General features: G+C 63.6%; 20 protein-coding genes and 1 pseudogene. 9 read left to right on the forward strand and 12 right to left on the reverse strand.

Annotated features, from left to right (window positions below; all coding sequences use genetic code 11):
• Positions 1–13: 13 nt before the first annotated feature.
• The 8 genes from ACWHYV_RS18000 to ACWHYV_RS18035 all read right to left on the reverse strand — a co-directional run bounded on the left by ACWHYV_RS18000 (position 14) and on the right by ACWHYV_RS18035 (position 6,766).
• Positions 14–529, reverse strand: coding sequence for a DUF3015 domain-containing protein (locus ACWHYV_RS18000; RefSeq protein WP_447977867.1), 516 nt, complete (start codon positions 527–529; stop codon positions 14–16).
• Positions 530–650: 121 nt separating this feature from the next.
• The gene (locus tag ACWHYV_RS18005) at positions 651–1,427 is read right to left on the reverse strand and encodes an alpha/beta hydrolase (protein WP_447977868.1); all 777 of its coding nucleotides are present in this window, start codon (positions 1,425–1,427) and stop codon (positions 651–653) included.
• Positions 1,424–2,458: a flippase-like domain-containing protein gene (locus ACWHYV_RS18010; RefSeq protein WP_447977869.1), complete on the reverse strand. Its 1,035-nt coding sequence runs from the start codon at positions 2,456–2,458 to the stop codon at positions 1,424–1,426. The genes ACWHYV_RS18005 and ACWHYV_RS18010 overlap by 4 nt, the downstream gene beginning before the upstream one ends.
• Positions 2,451–3,803 (reverse strand): CDP-alcohol phosphatidyltransferase family protein, encoded by a 1,353-nt coding sequence (locus tag ACWHYV_RS18015; RefSeq protein WP_447977870.1) that lies wholly within the window; start codon positions 3,801–3,803, stop codon positions 2,451–2,453. The genes ACWHYV_RS18010 and ACWHYV_RS18015 overlap by 8 nt, the downstream gene beginning before the upstream one ends.
• Before the next feature lie 82 nt (positions 3,804–3,885).
• Complete coding sequence (locus ACWHYV_RS18020) at positions 3,886–4,524, reverse strand: phosphocholine cytidylyltransferase family protein (RefSeq protein WP_447977871.1); 639 nt, start codon at positions 4,522–4,524, stop codon at positions 3,886–3,888.
• Positions 4,521–5,609, reverse strand: a complete 1,089-nt coding sequence (locus tag ACWHYV_RS18025; RefSeq protein WP_447977872.1) for a pyridoxal-phosphate-dependent aminotransferase family protein — start codon at positions 5,607–5,609, stop codon at positions 4,521–4,523. Before ACWHYV_RS18025 ends, ACWHYV_RS18020 begins: the two co-directional genes overlap by 4 nt.
• A gap of 84 nt (positions 5,610–5,693) precedes the next feature.
• On the reverse strand, positions 5,694–6,272 hold the full coding sequence (locus tag ACWHYV_RS18030; protein WP_447977873.1) for a thiamine pyrophosphate-dependent enzyme: 579 nt from the start codon (positions 6,270–6,272) through the stop codon (positions 5,694–5,696).
• Entirely contained in the window at positions 6,269–6,766 is a 498-nt protein-coding gene (locus ACWHYV_RS18035; protein WP_447977874.1) for a thiamine pyrophosphate-binding protein, read from the reverse strand. Before ACWHYV_RS18035 ends, ACWHYV_RS18030 begins: the two co-directional genes overlap by 4 nt.
• A gap of 125 nt (positions 6,767–6,891) precedes the next feature.
• On the opposite strand from ACWHYV_RS18035, the gene ACWHYV_RS18040 reads away from it, so the two are divergent.
• The 4 genes from ACWHYV_RS18040 to ACWHYV_RS18055 all read left to right on the forward strand — a co-directional run bounded on the left by ACWHYV_RS18040 (position 6,892) and on the right by ACWHYV_RS18055 (position 10,258).
• Positions 6,892–7,413 (forward strand): hypothetical protein, encoded by a 522-nt coding sequence (locus tag ACWHYV_RS18040; protein WP_447977875.1) that lies wholly within the window; start codon positions 6,892–6,894, stop codon positions 7,411–7,413.
• Between the two features lie 22 nt (positions 7,414–7,435).
• A complete protein-coding gene (locus ACWHYV_RS18045; protein WP_447977876.1) occupies positions 7,436–7,975 on the forward strand; it encodes a hypothetical protein in 540 nt (179 codons plus the stop codon).
• Between the two features lie 10 nt (positions 7,976–7,985).
• The gene (locus tag ACWHYV_RS18050) at positions 7,986–8,480 is read left to right on the forward strand and encodes a hypothetical protein (RefSeq protein ID WP_447977877.1); all 495 of its coding nucleotides are present in this window, start codon (positions 7,986–7,988) and stop codon (positions 8,478–8,480) included.
• 95 nt (positions 8,481–8,575) lie between these two features.
• Positions 8,576–10,258, forward strand: coding sequence for an isocitrate lyase/phosphoenolpyruvate mutase family protein (locus ACWHYV_RS18055; protein ID WP_447977878.1), 1,683 nt, complete (start codon positions 8,576–8,578; stop codon positions 10,256–10,258).
• A gap of 1,193 nt (positions 10,259–11,451) precedes the next feature.
• On the opposite strand, the gene ACWHYV_RS18060 is transcribed toward ACWHYV_RS18055, so the two are convergent.
• Entirely contained in the window at positions 11,452–11,691 is a 240-nt protein-coding gene (locus ACWHYV_RS18060; RefSeq protein WP_447977879.1) for an addiction module protein, read from the reverse strand.
• 493 nt (positions 11,692–12,184) lie between these two features.
• On the opposite strand from ACWHYV_RS18060, the gene ACWHYV_RS18065 reads away from it, so the two are divergent.
• The 3 genes from ACWHYV_RS18065 to ACWHYV_RS18075 all read left to right on the forward strand — a co-directional run bounded on the left by ACWHYV_RS18065 (position 12,185) and on the right by ACWHYV_RS18075 (position 17,578).
• On the forward strand, positions 12,185–12,832 hold the full coding sequence (locus ACWHYV_RS18065) for a TetR/AcrR family transcriptional regulator (RefSeq protein WP_447977880.1): 648 nt from the start codon (positions 12,185–12,187) through the stop codon (positions 12,830–12,832).
• Complete coding sequence (locus ACWHYV_RS18070) at positions 12,829–14,007, forward strand: efflux RND transporter periplasmic adaptor subunit (RefSeq protein WP_447977881.1); 1,179 nt, start codon at positions 12,829–12,831, stop codon at positions 14,005–14,007. Before ACWHYV_RS18065 ends, ACWHYV_RS18070 begins: the two co-directional genes overlap by 4 nt.
• 400 nt (positions 14,008–14,407) lie before the next feature.
• Positions 14,408–17,578 (forward strand): efflux RND transporter permease subunit, encoded by a 3,171-nt coding sequence (locus tag ACWHYV_RS18075; RefSeq protein WP_447977882.1) that lies wholly within the window; start codon positions 14,408–14,410, stop codon positions 17,576–17,578.
• A 1-nt stretch (position 17,579) separates the two neighbouring features.
• Here the strand turns inward: ACWHYV_RS18075 and ACWHYV_RS18080 are convergent, their stop codons facing one another.
• Both ACWHYV_RS18080 and speD read right to left on the reverse strand, forming a co-directional pair.
• Positions 17,580–17,912, reverse strand: a complete 333-nt coding sequence (locus ACWHYV_RS18080) for an SCP2 sterol-binding domain-containing protein (protein ID WP_447977883.1) — start codon at positions 17,910–17,912, stop codon at positions 17,580–17,582.
• A gap of 11 nt (positions 17,913–17,923) precedes the next feature.
• Positions 17,924–18,268 (reverse strand): annotated as a pseudogene (gene speD, locus ACWHYV_RS18085) (S-adenosylmethionine decarboxylase); the annotation flags it as partial.
• Between the two features lie 233 nt (positions 18,269–18,501).
• Here speD and ACWHYV_RS18090 point away from each other — a divergent pair.
• Together ACWHYV_RS18090 and ACWHYV_RS18095 are read left to right on the forward strand one after the other, a co-directional pair.
• Positions 18,502–18,681 (forward strand): hypothetical protein, encoded by a 180-nt coding sequence (locus tag ACWHYV_RS18090; protein WP_447977884.1) that lies wholly within the window; start codon positions 18,502–18,504, stop codon positions 18,679–18,681.
• Between the two features lie 173 nt (positions 18,682–18,854).
• Positions 18,855–19,259, forward strand: a complete 405-nt coding sequence (locus ACWHYV_RS18095) for an IPT/TIG domain-containing protein (protein ID WP_447977885.1) — start codon at positions 18,855–18,857, stop codon at positions 19,257–19,259.
• 50 nt (positions 19,260–19,309) lie between these two features.
• On the opposite strand, the gene ACWHYV_RS18100 is transcribed toward ACWHYV_RS18095, so the two are convergent.
• The gene (locus ACWHYV_RS18100; protein WP_447977886.1) at positions 19,310–20,425 is read right to left on the reverse strand and encodes a DUF2914 domain-containing protein; all 1,116 of its coding nucleotides are present in this window, start codon (positions 20,423–20,425) and stop codon (positions 19,310–19,312) included.
• Positions 20,426–20,454: the final 29 nt, after the last annotated feature.

Here is a 20,454-nt window from a genome sequence, read left to right on the forward strand (position 1 = left end):
GGGGCCTGTCGAATCAGCGATTCAACGAGACCTTCGCGAGAACCGGGTGCGCGGCCACCGCATCGTGCAGCGCCTTCAACATCGCCACCGGAGTCGCCTCTCCGGACTGCACCAACGAGATGTAACGCTCCTGCGCCATCCCGAAGAATTCCGCCTGGTGCTCCGCAGGGATCCCCATCAGCGTCGCCAGCGACGCGAGGTGCTCGCCCTGGCCCTGTGCCATTTCCTGGGACAGGTTCTCGAAGTTCAAGGCCGCGAAGACGTTCTGCTTCTCGCTGGCCATGATCGTGCCGTCATTCGTGCAGCCAGAGGTCCCCGTGCTGATGCCGAACGTCTGGCTCCCGAACGTGCCGTTCGTCGTGGCCATCATGACCTGAGGTGCGATCTGCTTCTGCCCCTTGTAATCAGACCACGCCAACTTGCCCAGACCGCAACCCGGTCCGGTATCCGGATTTGCCGCCAAGGCGAGCCCGGCTTGCAGGCAGCCGAACGCTGCTGCGATCGACAGCACGATCACTTTTCTCGTCATCTCTTCCCTCCTGTTAGGTGAAATGCACTGCACTGTCAGCCATCGGTCTGGCTGAGTGGCCGCAGTATAGCACAGCTCATGCATGACACATAGGGTAGATACTGGCCTGTAAGCCTCCGGCTCACAGGTTCGTCACCGCCCAGATGAAGCGCTTCAGCCGGCTGAAATAGGCCGCGCCGCCCACCAGGTACGTATTGTTGTGGTCCGCGCCCTCGACGACATAGAACGACTTCGGCGGATGGGCCGCATCGAACACCTGTTGGCCGAGACGAAGCGGGATGATGTCGTCGCGATCACCGTGCACCATCAGCAGCGGAACACGGACATGCTTGAGCCGGTCGATGAGCGGAAACCGCGACTGGAGCAACCAGTGCGCCGGAAGGCCCATGAGCTGATTGCGGGCGACGGCGGCGACCGATGGGAACGCCGATTCCAGGATGAGGCCGGCCGCAGGTCGTTCGGCCACCAGCGCGCCGGCGACCGCGGCTCCGAGCGAGCGCCCGAAGACCACGAGGCGGGCGGGATCCACGGACCGTCGATCCGTCACATGAGCGTAGGCGGCGCGCGCGTCCTGGTAAAACCCGGTCTCGGACGGCGTCCCGCGACTCCGCCCGTAGCCGCGATAGTCGAACAGCAAGACGGTGAGCCCGAGCTCGTGCAGCCGTGCCAGGTTGTCGAGCCGATTGATCATGTTCCCGGCATTGCCGTGGCACCAGAGCAGCGCAGGCGCCCGCTCCCCCGCCGCCACGTACCAACCATGGATCTGGGTGCCGTCCTCCGAGGTCAGCCAGACGTCCTCCAGCGGCAACCCCGAGATCCGAGCCCAGTCCCGCTCGATCCACGGGCTCGGATGGTAGATGAACATTTGATCGAACACGTTCGCCGCCGAGCGTCTCATCGAGGCGCCTGCTCCATGGGTGGCTCATCCGACACGGACCGGCGGAAGCCGCCGAGCGCGGCGAGGCAGCCGAGCCCGCCCGCGATCCACACCAACTCTCGGATCCGCCGCAGGATCGCGAACGTGATGCCCGCCACGTCGGAATAGCCGTAGGCCATGAGCACCAGCAGGTTCCCGCCCTCTTGGGCCCCGAGGCTTCCCGGAATGAAAAAGGCGCCGCCCTTGACGACCACCGCCAGGGCCCCGATCGAGACGGAGGTGAGAAAGTCCGCCGGCCGCTCCCCCAACGCGTTCAGGATCACGTAGACCTCGAGCGCCTCGGTGAGCCACCCCAGAAAAAACAGTCCCACCGACACACGGAAGCTCCGCTGGTCCCGCTGGTAGAATCCGCTGATCGCGCGATCCAACACACGCAGCTTGTCTTCACGGGACTCGAGAAACGAGATGCGCAGACGGAGGCGCCGCAGGACGCCCAGCAGGCCGGTGAAAAAGCCTCGTCGCTGCACGACCACGAGCAGCACGGCGCCGAGCACGAGCATGACGACGGTGAACGCGATCGGACCGGCCTGATGGTATCCGCCGGCCGAGTCGCCGGCCTCGGTGCGGCCCATCGTCCAGAAGGCCAGGCCCAGGCCGGTCACGATGAACAGCACCTCGGCGACCGTCATCGTCGTCTTCGCCGTAATCACCGACGCCATCCCCTCGACGACCGGAACGCCATGGCGCGTGAGCAGGTAAGCCTTCAACGGCTCGCCCCCCAGATATGCGGTCGGCGTCGTCATGTTGACGACTTCCCCGGCCGTGCGAATGGCGAAGAGCCGAAGGAAAGACAGCCGTGCGGCATAGCCGCCGAGCGTCACACGCCAGCCGGCCGCTTCCAACAGATACATCAGCAGGGACGGGAGGAGGACGAGGACGAGCGCGAGCGGACCCAAGCCCCTGACGACGTCGAGGATCCGGATGGGGCCGATATGCCAAACGAGACCGATGAAGGTCAGGAAGCCGAGGGCGAGGAGGACGACCCTAAGCACGGAGCGTCGGAGCTCGCTGGACCCAGGCCGTCATCATCCAGAAGGCATTGGACCCGATCGCCGCGAGCCACAAGAAGAGCGGCAGTTGATCGATGAGGGCGAACACCAGCACGACCACCGAAAAATCCCGGCTGGCCATGTTCTTCAGAATGAACTCGCCGCGGGCCGCCTGGACCGGTGACGCCCACCCCTGGCGGTCCCGGCGGGCCTTGATCCGGATGACGAACCAAAGCGACAGGCCATTCCCCAGGATCGCGGCGAGGCCAAGGAGGGGCCACAACCATCCTCCGCCGCCGGCATAGCCGGCCCAAGCCAGGCCGGCAAAAATCGCCATGTGGACAAGGTTGTCCCCAACGAGGTCCAACTGCTCCCCGAACTTCGATTCGCTGAACGTGAGCCGGGCGACATCCCCGTCGCAACAATCGATCACGGCCGAGAGCTGGAAGCAGACGGCGCCGATGAGCCCCGCGGTATAGCCGCCGAGAGCGAAGCAGCCGGCCGCGAGCCCGCCGACCGCGAGCGAGAGCAGTGTGACGGCGTTCGGGGACCAGCCGCCCTTCACGAAGAGCCCCGTGAGAAGGTTGGCGGCCCTTCGGTTGAAATAGGTGTCGACCAGGCCTTCAGACGAGCCTTTCGGCGACCGGAGCAAGAGGCGCTCCACCCGGGCGACGTCGGAGCGGGACCGGACGGGGGTGTACCAGGCCGAGGACCCGGGCGCTGCGGCGACCGTCGCCAGCCGTCCTTCGGCACGGGCGTGCTCGGCCATCGCGCGAATCGGCGCGTCCGGGTGAGTCGCCACCGCGGCCTGCCACACCGGCGAGCCGATGAACCGAGCGGGGACGGCAAGCAGATCTGCGGCGACCGGCGGGCGTGTCGGGATCTCATCGGGATGGGCGACGACAAGGAGCTGGCCGGCCTCCGCGCCACGCTTGAGCTGCTCGATCAGCCCCGTGCTGAACACCCCCTGCACGCCGGCGATCAGACACGGCCCTTCGATCTCGTGCGCCAGCGTTTCCCACGTCTTGGGGTCATGGAGCGGAAATTCCCGCACGGGCATCCAGCGGACGAGAGCCGTGATGCGGCGATCGCCGAAAATGACGTCCTTGAGCGCGGCCTCCTGGGCGCCGGCCAGTATCAGCACGTCGGACACCCCCGCTCGCTGAAGGGTCAGAATCGCTCGCTGGATCAACGTCAGCCCGCTCACCACGGTGAGTGGGCCGGCCGCGTCCGATGAGGCGGGTTCGTCCGCAAAGAACCGGCCGGTCGGGAGGATGACGGCGGTTCGGAGCGTCCGCACACCAAGGGCGGGCGGGGCTGCGTGCGGGTCGGAAGCAAACGGGGTCATTCGTCCAGCCGGGGCAAGACGTCGCGCTCCGCGCGGCGCACGTCTTCTTCAAAGTCGATCTCGGTCCACGGAAGGCCTCCGATCAGCTCGTACCCGACCTGAACGGCTTCAAAAAACTCGCGGAGGGCGTCTTCGTACTCCATCTCCAAGCTCCCACGATCGACGTGCCGTTTGAGAGAGGCGACGAGCGACGGACAGTCCGCCCCCGCACTTTCAGGAACCCCACCCCTTCCCCGGCGAGATCGTACCGGTCCGGCATGCGCTTCGACAACCCGACCACCCGGCCGCCTTGGACCACCGCCATGCACTCTTCGCCCTGCTGCTTGACCGTCTCGTCGATCAGCAGCGCCGTCGGGGCCGATGAGCCGACCAGCCGGCGAAGAATTTCGCGGTGGAACAGGACGTCGGCGTCCATGATCAGGACGTCGTCCGCCAGCTCTGCACGGGCCTGCCACAGGGACGTGAGGCTGCCCCGCTGATACTGCTCGTTCATCAGGTAACGCACCCGCGTCCCATGGAGCCCGCTGCCCGCGGCCGCCCGGATCATCTCGTGCTTGTACCCCACGACGACGACCGCCTCTCGGATGCCGACGCCCGCCAGCGACTCGAGATACCGGTTCAGGAGCGTGCGCCCCCCGAGCTCGATGAGGCACTTGGGATGATGCTGGGTGATCGGCCACAGGCGCTTGCCGACGCCCGCCGCGAGGATGATCGCTTTCATGGCCGCACGGCGTGGAGCACGTCGGCGAAGGCCGAGAGAAATCCTTCGAAGTCCTGTTGCGACAGGGCCCCCATGTTCGCGATCCGGAAGATTTTGGCCTCCAGTTGGCCTTGGCCTGCATAAATGACGTACCCCCGGGCCTTGAGGCCGTCGTGCAGCGCCGCATAGCCGACGCCGTCCGGGAGATAATAGGCGGTGATCGTGTTCGACTGAACGGCCGGAGGCAGCACCGGCTTGAGGCCCAACGCCTGCAGGCGTTGCCGAATCAGCGCGGCCGCCTTGCGGTACCGGGCGATCCGATTGGCGACGCCCTCTTCGAGCAATTCGTTCAGAGCCTCGTCGAGGGCGTAGTAGAGCTGCACCGCCGGCGTAAACGGAATCGTCCCTCGCTCTTGCTCGTCATAGTAATGGGGCAGGTGCAGGTACCAGGAGCGTTTCGGGTAGGCGCGCATGCGTTCCATGAAGCCCCTCCGAATGAGGAGGAAGGAGACCCCCGGAAAGCCTTGAAGACATTTTCCGGCCGTGGCCGCGACCATGTAGATCTTCGATCCCGCGATATCCAGGGCTTCACCGCCCAGCGCACTCACCGCATCCAGCACGAACACGCGGTTCTGGCTGTCCACGACCTCCGCGATTTCCTTGACCGGGTTGATCAACCCCGTGGTCGTCTCATGGTGCACCATCCCGACGACGTGCACTTCCTGATGCTGCCGCAGTGCCAGCCGCAAGGTTTCAGGGTCGGGCCGGGTGAGCCAGTCCATCTTCAACTCGGGAATGGCCAGGCGATGCAAACTCAGCATCGCGGACATCCGCTCCCCGTAGACCCCGTTGTTCAAGATCAACCCGCGCTTCGCGTGCGGAACCGACGACACGAGCGCCGACTCGACCGCGGCGGTGCCGGAGCCCGTGAGCACGATCGCGGTGTACTCGGCTTCGGCGCCCGGCACGAAGGCTTTCAAGAGCTTGTCCCGGATGCCGCCCAGGAGCTCGGAGAATTCCGACTCCCGGTGACAGATGTCGGGACGCAAGAGCGCCTTCCGCACGCGCTCGGACACATTGACGGGACCGGGATTGAGGAGAATCATTGCCACTCCGTCGAGCCGTCAGCTTTCAGCTATCAGCCGTCAGCACAGCTCGTTTCTCGGAACCTGATCGCTGACCGCTGACAGCTATTCAATGGCTTTCACGAACCGGCGGGTGATCTCCGGCGGGTCCAACGGGACGCGGTCCACATCCTCGACCTGCTCGGTCACCTTCACCAGCAGAAAACTGGGACCGTCCTTCTTCAGCATGTCCTTGAACTCATAGACCAGGTCCTCGCGCTCGATGACCCGCTCGACGTGCACGTAGCCGGCCGCCTTCGCGACCTGATCCAGACGCACCACCCGCGAGATCGTGGGCTGGTTCCCCGTGCTGCCGTACACCTCGTTGTCGAACACGACGTGGATCAGGTTCTTCGGTTTCATGGCGCCGATGGAGGCCAGCGTCCCCATGCCCATCAACACGTTCCCGTCTCCATCGAAGACGATGATCCGTTTGTCCGGCTTCGCGAGCGCCACGCCCAACCCGATCGCCGCGGCCACCCCCATCGACCCGATCATGTAGAAGGTCATCGGCCGGTCGGCGAGCTTGAACGCCTCGCGGGATGGGAAGCCGTTGCAGACGATGAGCGGCTGGTCCGTCAGCAACTCGAGCAGCGCGCTCATCGCGCGCGCCCGGCTTTGAATCGTCCCCTCCTCCGGTCTCATGGCTGGATACCCTTGACGATCCCCTTCTTCAACAGCAAGGCGACGGGGACGCGTTGCTTCATGAAGGTCTGCGCCGTCCACTTCAGATCGTCCACGATCGAGGATTCGGACAGCGTCCGGTACGGCAGACGGATGGCCTCGAGCAACTGCGGCATGCTCTCGCCCATCACCAGATGCTCCGGCGCATCCTTGCCTTGGAAGCCCCGCCACGAGATCAACAGCAGGCAGGGCTGCTGGTAGATCATGTTCAGCGAAATGAGCGTGTTCAGTGACGTCCCGAGGCCGGAGTTCTGCATGAGCACCGCGGGAATCTTCCCCGCCATGAAGGCACCGGCCGCCATCGCGAGCGCCTCGTCCTCGCGCACGGCCGGGGTGTACAGCCGCCGTTCCATCAGGCTGGCGATGATGCCGCCGAGGATGGAATCGGGAACACCGGTGAAGAAATTGAACCCGATGTCTTGAAGCGCCTGAACGAAATCGTCGCTGTCGATCATGATGAGAATGCGGCCGCCAAGCCCGGCGAAAACGGTGCGGCATTATAGCGGCTGAAACCGGCAGGCACAAGACGCGCCGTTGCCGCGAGCGCGTAATCATGCTAGGCTCAGAGCCTCCGGACACTATGCGTTCCCGAGCCGTCCCCCGCCGACTCGCCGCGCTCTTCGCCGTGATGAGCAGCGTGCTGCTCGTTGGCCTTCCCGCGCTCGGCGTCGAGCTCCTCAACGACCCCGGCGGTTTCAACGGGCTGCCGTGGGAGGCGCCCCTGGCCGGCCGGCCGGACCTCCGGCTCGTCGGCACCGCCGATCACATCGAGACCTACGCGCCGACACAGGAACAGATCACGATCGGAGAGGTCCCGATGGACCAGGTCCGATTGCTCGCGGTGGATGGAAAGTTCGCGCGGGTGACCGCGCGGTACCATGGGCGCGAGACCCACGCGCGCCTGCTCGCCTACCTGCAGCGTCGCTACGGGCCGCTGGACCAGATCCCCGGGCAGATGCTCCGCGGACTCAACCAACAGTACAATTGGCGCGGCGGCGAGACGGAGATCAATCTGACCTATCAGGCTTCCACCGAACGAGGCTACCTGTTCATCGACAGCCGGGCTCTCGCGCCGCGCTTTCAGGACAACCCGATGGAATAGGAGCCGGGATATGGAGGGTGGCATGACGGTTTCTTCCGGAGCTCGGATTCCCGCTCGTCTCACGCGGCTGCTCGCATATCTCCTGTTCGCCCTGCTCCCCGCTCTCGCCATGGCGTCGACCCCGATGGTCAACGACCCGAACGGCTTTGCCGGCATCACGTGGGGAAGCGCGCTTCGGGAGGCGGACGGCTTCAGTCTGGTCGATTCCGGTGAACGGGTGAAGGGGTACACGCGTACACAGGAGCCGCCGGCGCTGGGCGAGATCAAGGTGGAGTCCCTGCAGTTTTACACCGTGGACGGCAAATTCGCCCGCGTCACCGTGCGCTACCACGGCAAGGCGGTCCATGATCAGATCCTGGCCTATCTGCAGTCTCGCTACGGCCCGATCGACCGGACGCCGGGCCAAATGGCGCGCGGGCTCAATCAACAGTACAACTGGCGGGGCGCGGATACCGAGATCAACGTGACCTACCAGGCGCAGGGCGACCGCGGGTTCGTCTTTTTCGAGAGCCGGACCTTCGCGCCGCTCTTCAACGACATGCTCCCCGAGCACGGGTATTGAGGGCCGCGCCGTGGGAATCGGACTCCGTCTGCTGATCGGGCTCGTGCTGGCGCTCGTTCCGCGTGGTGCGGTCTGGGCGGTCCCGATGACTCACGACCCCGGGGGCTTCGAGGGGATCCCCTGGGGAGCGAGCTTTTCCGAGACCCCCGAGTTCGTATTGGTGGAGTCCTCGCCTCGCATCAAGGGCTACGAGCTGCGACAGGGCCCGCCCCCGCTCGGCACCGCCCGCGTGACGTCCATGCGGTTCCTCACCGTCGACGGCAAGTTCGCTCGGGTCGTCATCCGCTATCAAGGGCAGGACGCGCACGACCGCATCGTCGCCTACTTCGAGCGCACGTTCGGCCCACTCGACCGGACGCCCGGCCAGCTCGCCGACGTGCACGTGCATCAACTCAACTGGCGAGGTCCGCACACCGAGATCAACCTGACCTATGAGCAGCGGACCGAGCGCGGCACGATCTTTTTCGAGCAGTACGCGCTGGCGGACGCCTTTCAAGAAGGCTGAGCCACAAAGTCCTTGCCTCCGCTCCTCAGGCGCCCGAGCCCGCCCGCGATCTTCGTCGTTGACATTGAACGGCGTCTTGCGCATCATGGCGCCCCATGCGTCACCCAGCGACCACACTTCGAGCCCTGCTCGAGCGCCCCGGGATCATCAAAGCCGTCGGCGCGCATGATGCCCTGAGCGCAAAGCTGATCCAGCAGGCCGGCTTCGACGCCATCTGGGCCAGCGGGTTCGCCATTTCCGCCTCGCTCAAATGCATCCCAGACGCAAGCTTCATCACCTCGACCGAGCAGCTCGAAATCGAGCGCAACATGGCCGAGGCCGTGTCGATCCCGATCATCGCCGACTGCGATACCGGCTACGGCAACGCGCTCAACGTCATGCGGACGGTGAACGACCGCGAGCGCGCCGGCGTGGCGGCGATCTGCATCGAGGACAACGTGTACCCCAAGCGATGCAGCTTCTATGCGGGTGTGCGGCGGGAGCTGATTCCGATCGAGGAGCACTGCGGAAAGATCCGGGCCGCCAAGGCCGCGCAAACGATTCCCGAGTTCGTCGTCATCGCCCGCACGGAGGCCCTCATCGCCGGCTGGGGACAGGACGAGGCCTTACAGCGGGCGGAAGCCTACGCCGAGGCGGGGGCCGATGCGGTCCTCATCCACTCCAAGTCATCGACGTTCGATGAGCTCAAGGCGGTGGCCAAGGCCTGGTCGGGCCGCGCGCCGCTCGTCGTCGTCCCGACCATCTTCGACGGCGTGACGGCCGCGGAGCTGGAGGAGGCGGGCTTCAAGATCGTCATCTATGCCAACCAGTTGGTCCGCGCGAGCATCCGGGCCATGAAGGACGCGCTGACCGTCATCAAACAGGACACCCGGCCCGGCTCGGTGAACGATCGCATCGTGAAGCTCAAGGAAGTCTACGAGATCGTCGGCGTCCCGCAGATGGAGGAGGACGAGCGGCGGTTCCTCCCCATGGGAGGCGAAAAGATCACCGCGCTCATCGCCGCGGCCGGATTCGAAAAACACCTCCTGCCGTTGATCGAGGACAAACCCAAGTGCCTCCTGGACATCAAGGGCAAGACGATCCTCGAGCGCCAGGTCGCCGCGCTGAACGACTGCAACATCAAGGACATCGCCCTCGTGCGCGGCTACAAGAAAGACGCGATCACGCTTCCGAACATCCGCTACTACGACAACGACCGGTATGAAGAGACCGGGGAAGTGTTCTCGCTCTTTTGCGCCGAGAACGAGCTGAACGGACGGACGCTGATCCTCTACGGCGACATCGTGTTCGAGACGGCCGTGCTCGAAAAGCTGCTCAAGAGCCCCGCCGACATCACCCTCGTGGTGGACCTGGCCTGGTCGGAGTACCAGCAGCACGGCAGCCCGGTGCCTCACATCAAGCCCGACCTCGTCACGCTCAAGGACCCGCCGGGCAAGAGCCATGTCCTGCGATACGTGACGCCCGACGAGCAGAACGCGGTGCTGAAAATCGGGCAGCACGTCCCACACGAGCAGGCGCACGGGGAATTCATCGGCCTGGCCATGCTCTCGGAGCGGGGGACGGAGATCTTCAAGCAGGTCTATCGCGCCGCGCTCGAGACATACCAATCGAAAGGCTTCCACGAAGCCGGCAGCCTCACGAAAGCCTCCCTGACCGACCTCCTCCAAGAGATCATCGACACCGGCCACGCCGTCCACTGCATCCCCATCTACAAGGGTTGGATGGAAGTCGACTCGTTCGAGGAATACCAGCAGGCCTGGGCGAAGATCAGGCAGTAATTTTTCTCTACTCTCACCGAAAGAATCACCGTCACATCAAAGATTCTATGGGAACGTCTGCGCCGTGTGTGAAGACAGATTCTTAACAGATTTCAGTCCTCACGGGGTAACTGCGTAGTCTTTTCAAGGGCCCCGAATTCGTCAGCGATGAGCTATGCGAATTCATAACATACACATATGGGAATTAGGAGGATTACTGGCTCGCGGATCGCATGGTTCATCAGAATACGGGAGGATATTTCAACCTCTGACCAACCCGAAAGAAACCCTTGAGCTCGAATCTTCTCTTGGTAGATTCCCAACTTAACTCGTTCAGACCGTCCAGGGTCGCAGAACCTGTGCTGCACCCGCAAAGACTCGGCCACCCGCATTGGAACTGAACCCACACATTGGCTTTCTGCCAAGGCGTCGGCACTCATTTCTTCGGCCACAGCGCGAATTTCGTAGTTCGGCACAGATTCGCTAAGAAACCCTTCAACTCCTCACTAGCCGCATGATTAACGCCCTCGGTTCCCATCTGAATCGAATGGCTTGTCCCAACAACGATAACCAAGGCTCCATGGTTCTCGGGCATCTAACGTTTCGGCTCAGCGGCGCGGGGAATAACCGGTCGGAAATAAGGCGACTTCTCATCCGCGCACTCGCTACAGCAGATAAGTTACGCGAGTGCTTCTACAAGAGTACTCTGCTCTTTCTAGTATTTTAGTGTAGGAAGTCTACCTGGCGGGGCACTCCTTCAATGCCTAGTACTGGTAACCCCGCACTCCTAGGCTTGTAGTTCACCCGCTCTCAGTCGAATGGACGATCTTGGTTTATACAACGCTCAAATCCTCCGCGGGCGGGGTGGGGTCGGCTCGGAGCGTGATCAGAGCCGCGGCGGCATGAGATGGTTGCTGCCCGGAGCGGGCGCCGCGGCGGCGCTGGCGGATCCTGTCTGAAGCTGCCTTTGTGCGCCAGCACGAAAGGCAGCGAGTTGATCCGCCAAGCGGAGGTCCGGCCGCCGCCGGGACCCTGGGGCTGCCAGCGGAGAGCCGGCCGCACCCTGCCGCCTCGGTGTGGCTCGGTAGCTCTCTTTGATCTTCACCACCTGATGGCCTAGGGCCGTCTCGGTACGTGATCAGTGCGCTGGTGGCTGAAGATGATGGATCCTGGAGCGGGCGCCGTTTCGGCGCTGAAGGATACTGTACGTCAGATCAACGATCTCGCAACTTGCGTTCGATGTCCGTGCGGACGTCGGGCCAGGGCCGACCAGAGGAGAGATTCGCGTGGTACGCCTCCAGGCGCTCACGGATGATCCGGCGGTGCCATTCAGGCACGGGAACACGCTCAGGAGTGGCGGCGATTCGGTCCCAGAGGGACTGCACGAAATCGATTTGCTCGTCAACCGAAAGATCGTCGAATCCTGGCGGGGGGGTGGAGACTCTCTTAGACATCACAGGCTCCTAACGTCATGTAGGATAACGTAACACAGAGTTCAAAAGAAGGAGCATCCGGACTCACGATCGACCTGCACACTATCCAACCTGGGCCTCTCTCCTTAATAGGGTCAGCCTTGGCTCCGTCTACATCGGTTATCTTCAATCACGTGGGCGGGGTTCGGCCGGCCTCGGAACGTGGTCAGGGCCTCGGTGGCCTGAGAGGGTTGGTGCCCGGAGCGGGCGCCGTTTCGGCGCTGGCGGATCCTGTCTGAAGCTGCCTTTGGGCGCCAGCACGAAAGGCAGCGAGTTGATCCGCCAAGCGGACGTCCGGCCGCCGCCGGGGCTCTCCTGGCTGCCAGCGGAGAGCCGGCCCCACCCCGCCGCCTCCTTTCTCTCTTCATCAGCCAACGTTCACAACCCAGCTCAGAGGCCATCACCAGGGCGCTTTGTGCCCGGTGCCTGCTTGTGGTACAGTCACGTGAGTAATCACTCACTTACTTCGGTCGACATGAACAAGGTCCGACAGAACGGCGGGCGGCTCGCCAGGCAGGAGCGGGAGGCCCATATCATTTCCGCGGCAGCGGCGCTATTCGCCGCGAACGGGTTCAAGGGGACGACCACCCGGGAGATCGCCAGGACCGCCCACATCAGCGAAGCCCTCCTGTTCAAGTATTTCCCGACCAAGCGAGCGCTCTACGCCGCGATCCTCGCCGAGAAGGCCCCGATCTCGGAGCTCTTGGAAGTGGTGGACGAGGCGGCCAAGAAGCGGGACGACATCCGCGTTTTCACGCTCATTGCGAACTACCGGATCCATCGGGGCTCCGATCCGACTCTCATGCGCTTGCTCCTGTTCAGCGCCTTGGAAGGTCACGAGCTGTCGGACATGTTCTTTCGAAGTCAGCATCGCATGTTCTACGATTACCTCTCGAACTATATCGGGCAACGGATCAAAGAACGGGCCTTCCGCCCGGTGGACCCTCTGCTGGTCGCCCGCGCCTTCATGGGAATGGTCGCCCACCACCGCCTGCTCCATGAAATCTTCCGAGTTCAAGCACACTGCTCCCCTGAAGAATCGGTCGAGACCTACGTCACCCTGTTCCTCGACGGCATTCGCAGGCGCTCACGAGGCGCCAAGTCGAAGGAGCGCACTCAGTGAGCCGCTTCAAGCAATACCTGGCCCTCACGACCGTGGTGGTCCTCGTGCTCGTCGTGGTGGGCCTCGTCGTCTTTCGCCTGACGAGCAGCGGTGCCAGGACGGACGCGCGCAAGCCGCGCGTCATCACCGTCGGGACCGTCCAACCCGTCCGCGCCGACCTGGACATTTCCTTGTCCTACACGGCCGATATCCAGCCGTTCCAGCAAGTGACCATCTTTTCGCGCGTCGACGGGTACATCGCCAAGATCCATGTCGACAAAGGCGACTTCGTGAAGACCAACCAGCTGCTCGTCGAGATCGATCACACGGACTATGTCCACGCGGTCAACCGTGCAAGAGCCAACCTCGCCGAGGTGCGCGCCGATGTGCTGCGGCAGGAGGCGAACATCCGCAGCGCCAAGCTGCAGCTCGACCGGATGCGGGCGCTCATCAAGGATCAGTTCATCTCGCAGCAGGACCTGGACAACGCCGAGATCGCCTACGACATGGCGGTCGCGCAGTTGGAATCCCTGCGGGCTCAGGTGAAGCAGATGGAGGTGGCCCTCCAACAGGCCGAGACCAATCTGTCCTATTCTTATATCCGTGCCCCGTTCAACGGGTACGTGGCGGAGCGGAACCTGGACCCCGGGGCCTTCGTCAACGGCTCCACCGGCAGCACGTCCACGTTCTCACGCGGCATTCTCAATCTCCATGAGATCGATACGGTGCGGACGCTCATCGAAGTCGTCGAGAAGGACGTGCCGCTGGTGAAGATCGGGCAGAAGGCGGAGATCCGGGCGGAAGCGTACCCCGATCGCGTGTTCGAAGGCGAGGTCACGCGGGTCGTGCAGGCGCTGAACCGGGCGACCCGGACCATGACCGTGGAAGTCGACCTGCCGAACAAGGATCACGCGCTGAAGGGCGGCATGTTCGCGCGGGTCGATCTGAAGGTGGGCAGGCACGAGCAGGCCGTCCACATCCCGGTCGATGCCCTGACCCAGCTCGACGAGCTGCAGTACATCTATATCGTGAAGGACGGCAAGGCGGTTCAGGTCCCGGTCGAAGTCGGCATCCGCGTCGGCAACCAAATCGAGATCACCAGGGGACTGCACGGCGACGAGCAGGTGATCGTGTCCGGAAAAGACCTCGTGACGACCGGGACGCCGGTGGAAGTAAGGCCGCTCCCGCAGTCCTAGGGCAGTGCTGAGTGCTGAGTGCTGAGTGCTGAGTGCTGAGTGCTGAGTGCTGAGTGCTGAGTGAACAATTAAAGACATGGCATGTCAAGTACAGGGTGCGGAGAGTGAGAAGACAACCGACTAAACCATACCGGCCGGCGATCGGCACAAATGCTCCGCCTCGATTGTCCGTTCACCTTGCCCGCTCACCACTGAGCACTGGTCACCGGGCACTTTTCTCAGCGCCCTACTCAGCACTCAGCACTCAGCACTCAGCACTTTTCGCACTCAGCACTCCGCGGGCATTACAGGCGCGACCGTCCGATCTTGTTCTTCACTCAGGACTCAGCACTCGGCACCCTGCACTTATTCAATTATGTGGCTGACGCTTCTCGCGCTCCGAAACAGGATCGGCATCCTGATGCTCTCGCTGGCGATGGTGGTGCTCGGTCTGACTTCGCTCCAGCGACTTCCGGTCGATCTGTTTCCGAATATCCAGGTCCCGGTCGCCTTCGTCGGCGTGGTGTACAAGGGTGCCCCGCCCATCGACATCGAGCAGAGCGTCATCTATCCCATTGAGAAGGCGGTGAGCTCGGCGTCGAACGTCGAGCACGTCGAGTCGTTCTCGAAACTGGGCATCGGGGCCGTCCAGATCTGGTTCAATTGGGGCGCCGACATCAACGTCGGCCAGATGGAGGTGATGCAGCGCGTCACCCAGATCCTCAATCAGCTCCCGCCGGGCATCCTGCAGCCGTTCATCGTCAAGTTCGACGTCTCGAATATCCCCGTGGCGGTCGTCACCGTCTCGGGCGGCAACCTGGATGAGCGGGCCTTGTACGACCTCGCCTTCAACACGATCGCGCCGCAAATCGAGCAGTTGCCGAATGTCGCGGCGGCGACGGTGGAGGGCGGCAAGATCCGGCAGATCAACATCAACCTCGACCCCGGGCTGCTCAATGCCCGCGGCCTGTCAATCCTGGACGTCGTCAGCGCGGTGAAGGCCTCGAACCTGATCCTCCCGTCCGGGGACCTGAAAGCCGGCAACCTCGACTACAACGTCTTCACCAACAACCAGTTCAAGACGGTGGACCCGATCAAGGACGTCGTGGTCAAGGTGGACCAGGCGGGCAACCCCGTCCGTGTCCGGGACCTCGGCTACGTCGCCGACTCCTCGGACATCCAGACCAATATCGTCCGGACCGACGGGCAGCGGTCGGTGTACCTGCGGGTCAACAAGCAGCCGACGGCCAATACCGTCCAGGTCGTGGACGCGCTCAAGGCCGCGCTGCCGAAGATGATCGGCATCCCGGCCGGCGTCAAGCTCGGCGTCTCCTTCGATCAGTCCATCTATATCCGGCAGTCGATCGGCAATTTGATGGAACAGGCCCTGCACGGCTCGCTGCTCGCCGCGGCGATCATCCTCGTCTTCCTTCGCAACCTGACCAGCACGCTGATCATCTCGGTGGCCATCCCGCTGTCGATCGTCGTCACGTTCATCATGCTCTACTTCACGGGACAGACCCTGAACGTGTTCACGCTCGGCGGTCTGGCCTTGGGAGTCGGCCGGCTGGTGGACGATTCGATCGTCGAATTGGAGAACATCCAGCGCCATTTGAATACCGGTCAGCCGCGCTGGCAGGCGGTGCTCGAGGCGGCGCGGGAGGTGGCCATGCCGATCTTCGCCTCGACGGTCACGACGGTCGTCGTCTTTCTGCCGATCTTTTTCGTCGTGGGCATCGCCAAGCTGCTCTTCATTCCCCTGGTGCTGACGATCGCGATTGCGCTCTTCACCTCGTTCTTCGTCTCCCGCACCGTGACCCCCGCGCTCTGCTACAAATTTCTGCGCCCGGAGCACGACCGGACCCGCCGGATGCCGGAATGGTACCGCCGCCTCATGGAATGGAGCCGAGCGCGCTACGAGGGGCTGGACGCGGCTTACCAAGACGCGCTCTCGTGGGTGTTGACCCACCGACGGGTGTTGATCGTCTCCATCGTCGTCTTCTTCCTGGCCTCGCTCGCCCTCCTGCCGCTGATCGGCACCGAATTCATCCCGGTCAGCGACGAGAGTCAATTCCGCATCGTGGTGCGCGCCCCGGTCGGCCAGCGGCTGGAGAAGACCGAGCAGCAGGTGGCGGAGATCGAGCGCGTGCTGCGGGCCACGATCCCGCCCGACGAGCTCGAGACGATCGTCTCGAGCACGGGGGTGCTGCAACAAGGCCGCTCGTCCTTGTTCAACCCGAACACCGGACCGCACACCTCGTTGGTCCAGGTCTACCTCAAGCCGCCCAACCAGCGGCGGCGCAATCAGATCGAGATCATGAACGAGGTCCGGCCCAAGGTGCTCAAGCTGTTCCCCGGCGTCGCCATGTTCTTCGACCCCGGCGGGCTCGTGAAGCGCGTCACGAGCTTCGGCTCCCAGAAGGCGGTGGACGTCGAGATTTACGGCTACGACCTGGAAAAGGCCCGCGGCGTCATCCGCCAGGTCGAAACCATCATGCATCAGGTGCCGGGGCTGGCAGACATCGAAGTCAGTCGGGAAGAAAACTATCCCGAGCTGGACATCGACGTGGATCGTGAGAAGGCGGCGCTCCTCGGCGTGAGTGAGCAGGACGTGGCCAACGCCGTCCTCTATTCCTTGAACGGCAACGGGCAGACCGATCCCATCATCTTCACCGATCCGACCAACGGGAACGAGTACTACATCAGCGCCTGGCTGGACGAGCGGCACCGGAAGGATCTGGCGGACCTGGAGAACATCCTGCTGCGCACGAAGAACGGCGAGCCGGTCTTGCTCAAGAACATCGCCTCGATCCGGTTCAACGCCGGACCGGTCCGGATCGAGCGGAAGTACTTCCAGCGCGTCGTCCACATCACCGCGAATCCGATCGGGCGCGACCTGGGCGCCATTGCAGGCGACCTGGAAGCCCGGTTTGCCGACCTGCAGCTCCCCCAGGGGTTCAGCATCCGACTGGCCGGACAGATCCAACAGCAGCGCGAGACGTTCGAAGGGCTCTTGTTCGCCAGCATCCTCGCCGTCGTGCTCGTGTACATGGTGATGGCGGCTCAGTTCAAGTCGCTCATCGATCCGTTCATCATCATGTTCTCGGTCCCGCTCGGCTTCCCGGGAGTGATCCTGATGCTCTTCATCACCAACACCACGCTGTCGACCACCTCGTTCATGGGCGTGATCATGATGCTCGGCATCGTCGTCTCGAACGGCGTCTTGTTGGTCGATTACACGAACGTGCTGCGGCGACGGGGCACGGCGCTGAGGGAGGCGGTCGTCCTGGCCGCGCGGACGCGCTTGCGGCCGATCCTGATGACCTCGTTGGCCACGGTCTTCGGTCTGCTGCCGATGGCGATCGGATTCGGCACCGGCGGAGAAACGAACGCTCCATTGGCCCGCGCCGTGATCGGCGGCTTGAGCGTCTCGACCCTCCTGACGCTTTTCCTGATCCCGACGCTCTACTTGATGTTGGAGGAACGCTTCCCGCGCCCGCCGGACCCCGATGCTCGGCGGCTCGAAGAGGCTGAAGAGAACGGGAAGGCCCGGATCGTCCCGAAGCCGGTCGGTGAGCCGGTCCGGGCGTGAATCAATGGACCGTGGGGAACAAGGACTTGAGCTGCATGGCGAGCCCCAGGTCGCCGGAAACCCGAACCCGCCCGGAGAGGAACACCGAATAGCCGTCCAGCCGCCCGCTCAGAATTCCTAGACAATCTTCCGCCGACATGGAAAACGTGACGTTGGGATTCGGGTGGGCGCCCGGCTCCACCGAACACGCGGCCCCCTCGATCAGGACGTGATACTGTCCGCCTTGGGGGCCGCTGAGGTCGAACTGGTAGACGGCGCTGAGCCCTTCCGCGGCTTCCGCGTCGAACTTCTCGGGCAAGCGGCGGAAGAATTCTTGGACCGATGCTGGTTTCATCCGAACGAAAGTCAGTAGCGGAGGCCGACCGACCGGATGCTGCGGCGGGCGCCGAAGAACTCCTTGGAGAACGCCTCGACGATCGCCGGGTCGTAGCCCTTGCAACTGAAGATGTCGAGATAGGCCCGATTGGTGTCGTTTGCGAAATGGCCGCTGATCAACGACGTCTCGATGAGCTGGATCATCGAGTAGCCTGCAACCCGCCCCTCGCCGAAGTGCACGATCTGGCACTCGCCGTACCGCTTCATGCCGATGAGCTGACACAGCGCAATGACGTACGCTTCGATCTGATTCCGGTCACGGATGGTCTCGGGATGGCAATCTTGAAGGTCGACCGATGTGGAGAGGCCCCAGGCTTTTCCCTCTCCGACCAAATCCTCCGCCGCGTCGGTCGGAGAAGGCGTCGGGGCTAACGATGGTAAGATGCTGCTCTCGGCGCTTGCGGGTACGCTCATGCTTCGCGTTCCTCCAGGTTAGGGGTTGGGGTGCCGACAATTGGGTGCGCACTATATAGCAGTACCTATCGACTGTCTAGAGACTTTGTGAGGGTTTCTTGACTTCTTTCGGAAGCCTCGGAGACAATCCTGCCATGACGACCCCGACGGCACCGGATCCTGCCTCCTCCGCGATCGATCTCCCCGATCGGCTGTGCACGTGGTGCAAGATTCCGATGGCGAAGCGCCTCGTCGCCGGCGGACAGTTCATCCATTATACCTGCCCGAAGTGCACCTTCCAGCACACGACGAAGAACCCCGCTCACACTTCCTAGCCGCGAGTCCGCATCCCTCTACAAGCCTCCTCGGCGCCCGCGAGGCCGGAAATTTGCGCCCGGGTTCCAAAAATGTACAGGCCGTGCGCGTGATGCGCCGCGGGACCCGCAATTCGGGACATCCTCTATACTTGATGCGTCGGGGCGCACCCGACCCAGAAAGGAGGTCTTCCATGGACCAGAGGATCGATCAGCGGAGCGGGCTGCGTGCCGGTGCCGTGGCGGGAGTGATGCTCTTGGTATTCGCGGCGATGGCCGCGGAGGCGGCCTCGAAGTCGGCGCCGCCCGCCAGCGTCGCCAATGCCCCCACTTGTGACCCCTCGGCGCACCCGAAGATCACGAAAGTGACCCCGGACACCGTGAAACCCGGCGAGAAGGTGACGATCAAGGGCCGGAACTTCGGCACCAAGCAGTGCTTCAATCACGTGTCGTTCGGCTCCTCGAACGCGACGTTCACCTACGTCAACGACACGACCTTGGAGGCCACCGTGCCGGCGATGAAGTCGGGGCTCACCCCGGTCAACGTCATGACGCAGGGAGGGACCTCCCAGTTCGTCGTGCTCATCCAGGGCAAATAGCGGTCGCGGCTCGGCTGCCCGGCGGCAGCCGAGCCACCGTCCGAGCGGCGTCAGTAGACGATCGTTCGGCTTGCTCCCTCCGCACCCGTCCCCTCCTCGACTCGGAACCCGATTCGCCCGATGATCCGTCCGTCCTCCGTTTCGACGTCGACTCGCCAGTCCCCCGGCTGCACGCGCTGCTTCACCGTATACCCCCGGTAGCCTGCCTCCCGGCCGCCGGAGATCTGGATGGCGATGCGATCGGTCGTCGCAAAGACCGCGGTCCCCTTTCCCGCCGGGCGCTCCGGCCGATACTGCCATCGGTGGTACACGGTCGTCTTCAAGTCGACAGGAGCGAAGACCGCGGTAAAGCAGTAGGCCGGGCCTTCACCGTAAAAAGGGTTCTCAGACCGCTTCAGCGGCTCGTACCATCGACCGGCTTGGAACGTCAGCCGATAGCCCGCCTCATCCTTGGTGACCTCGCGGTAAATGCCGCCGAACTTCATCGACAGCGGCACCGGGGGGATCCAATTCAGGACGTAAAAGCCGATCAGCAGGGCCACCACCGCTCCCGCCGGCGCCGCCGCCCGCGCCGTGTCCCACCGCGAGTATCCGGGGATGCCGTGGTAGACCAGTCCGGCCACCCGCCAGGTCCACAGCGCCGCCAGCCCCGTGCCGACGAGAAAGACGAACGCATTCATCAGGCCCGTGACGACCGGCAGGAAGAACGTGAAGAAACTGACGCTGACGACCGCGTAGAGGGCCAGGAGCAGGGTGAGGTTCGAGAGGCGATCACGGAGAAACTCATTGGCCACGAGGAGCACGACCAGCAGGCCGAAGAAGACGGCCGTCGCGGTGAAGGAGGCGCTCCGGGAATAAAAAATCGTATAGGCGCTGAAGAGGCCTCCCAGCAGGAATTGGATGGCCATGGGATAGAAGGATTCGGTCCGGCCGACGACCTGCGCCAGCGCCGGACGACCGGCCAGGGAGGCCGACAGCGGCTGCCCCAGATCCGCCCGGCCCTTCACCACGATCAACAGACCGAGGAGGGCCAGATAGAGCAACAAGATCAGATTGTCGAGCAGCCGGTCGATGCGGGTGAGGGTGAGCGTGTCATAGGTGACGCCGGCAAAGAAGAAGACGACGGGCAGGAAGGGCTTGGCCAGCGCAGTTCGCCAGCGTGCCACGACCGGCATCATCGGCACGGAACGACGAT

It is taken from the genome of Candidatus Nitrospira bockiana (assembly GCF_965152565.1).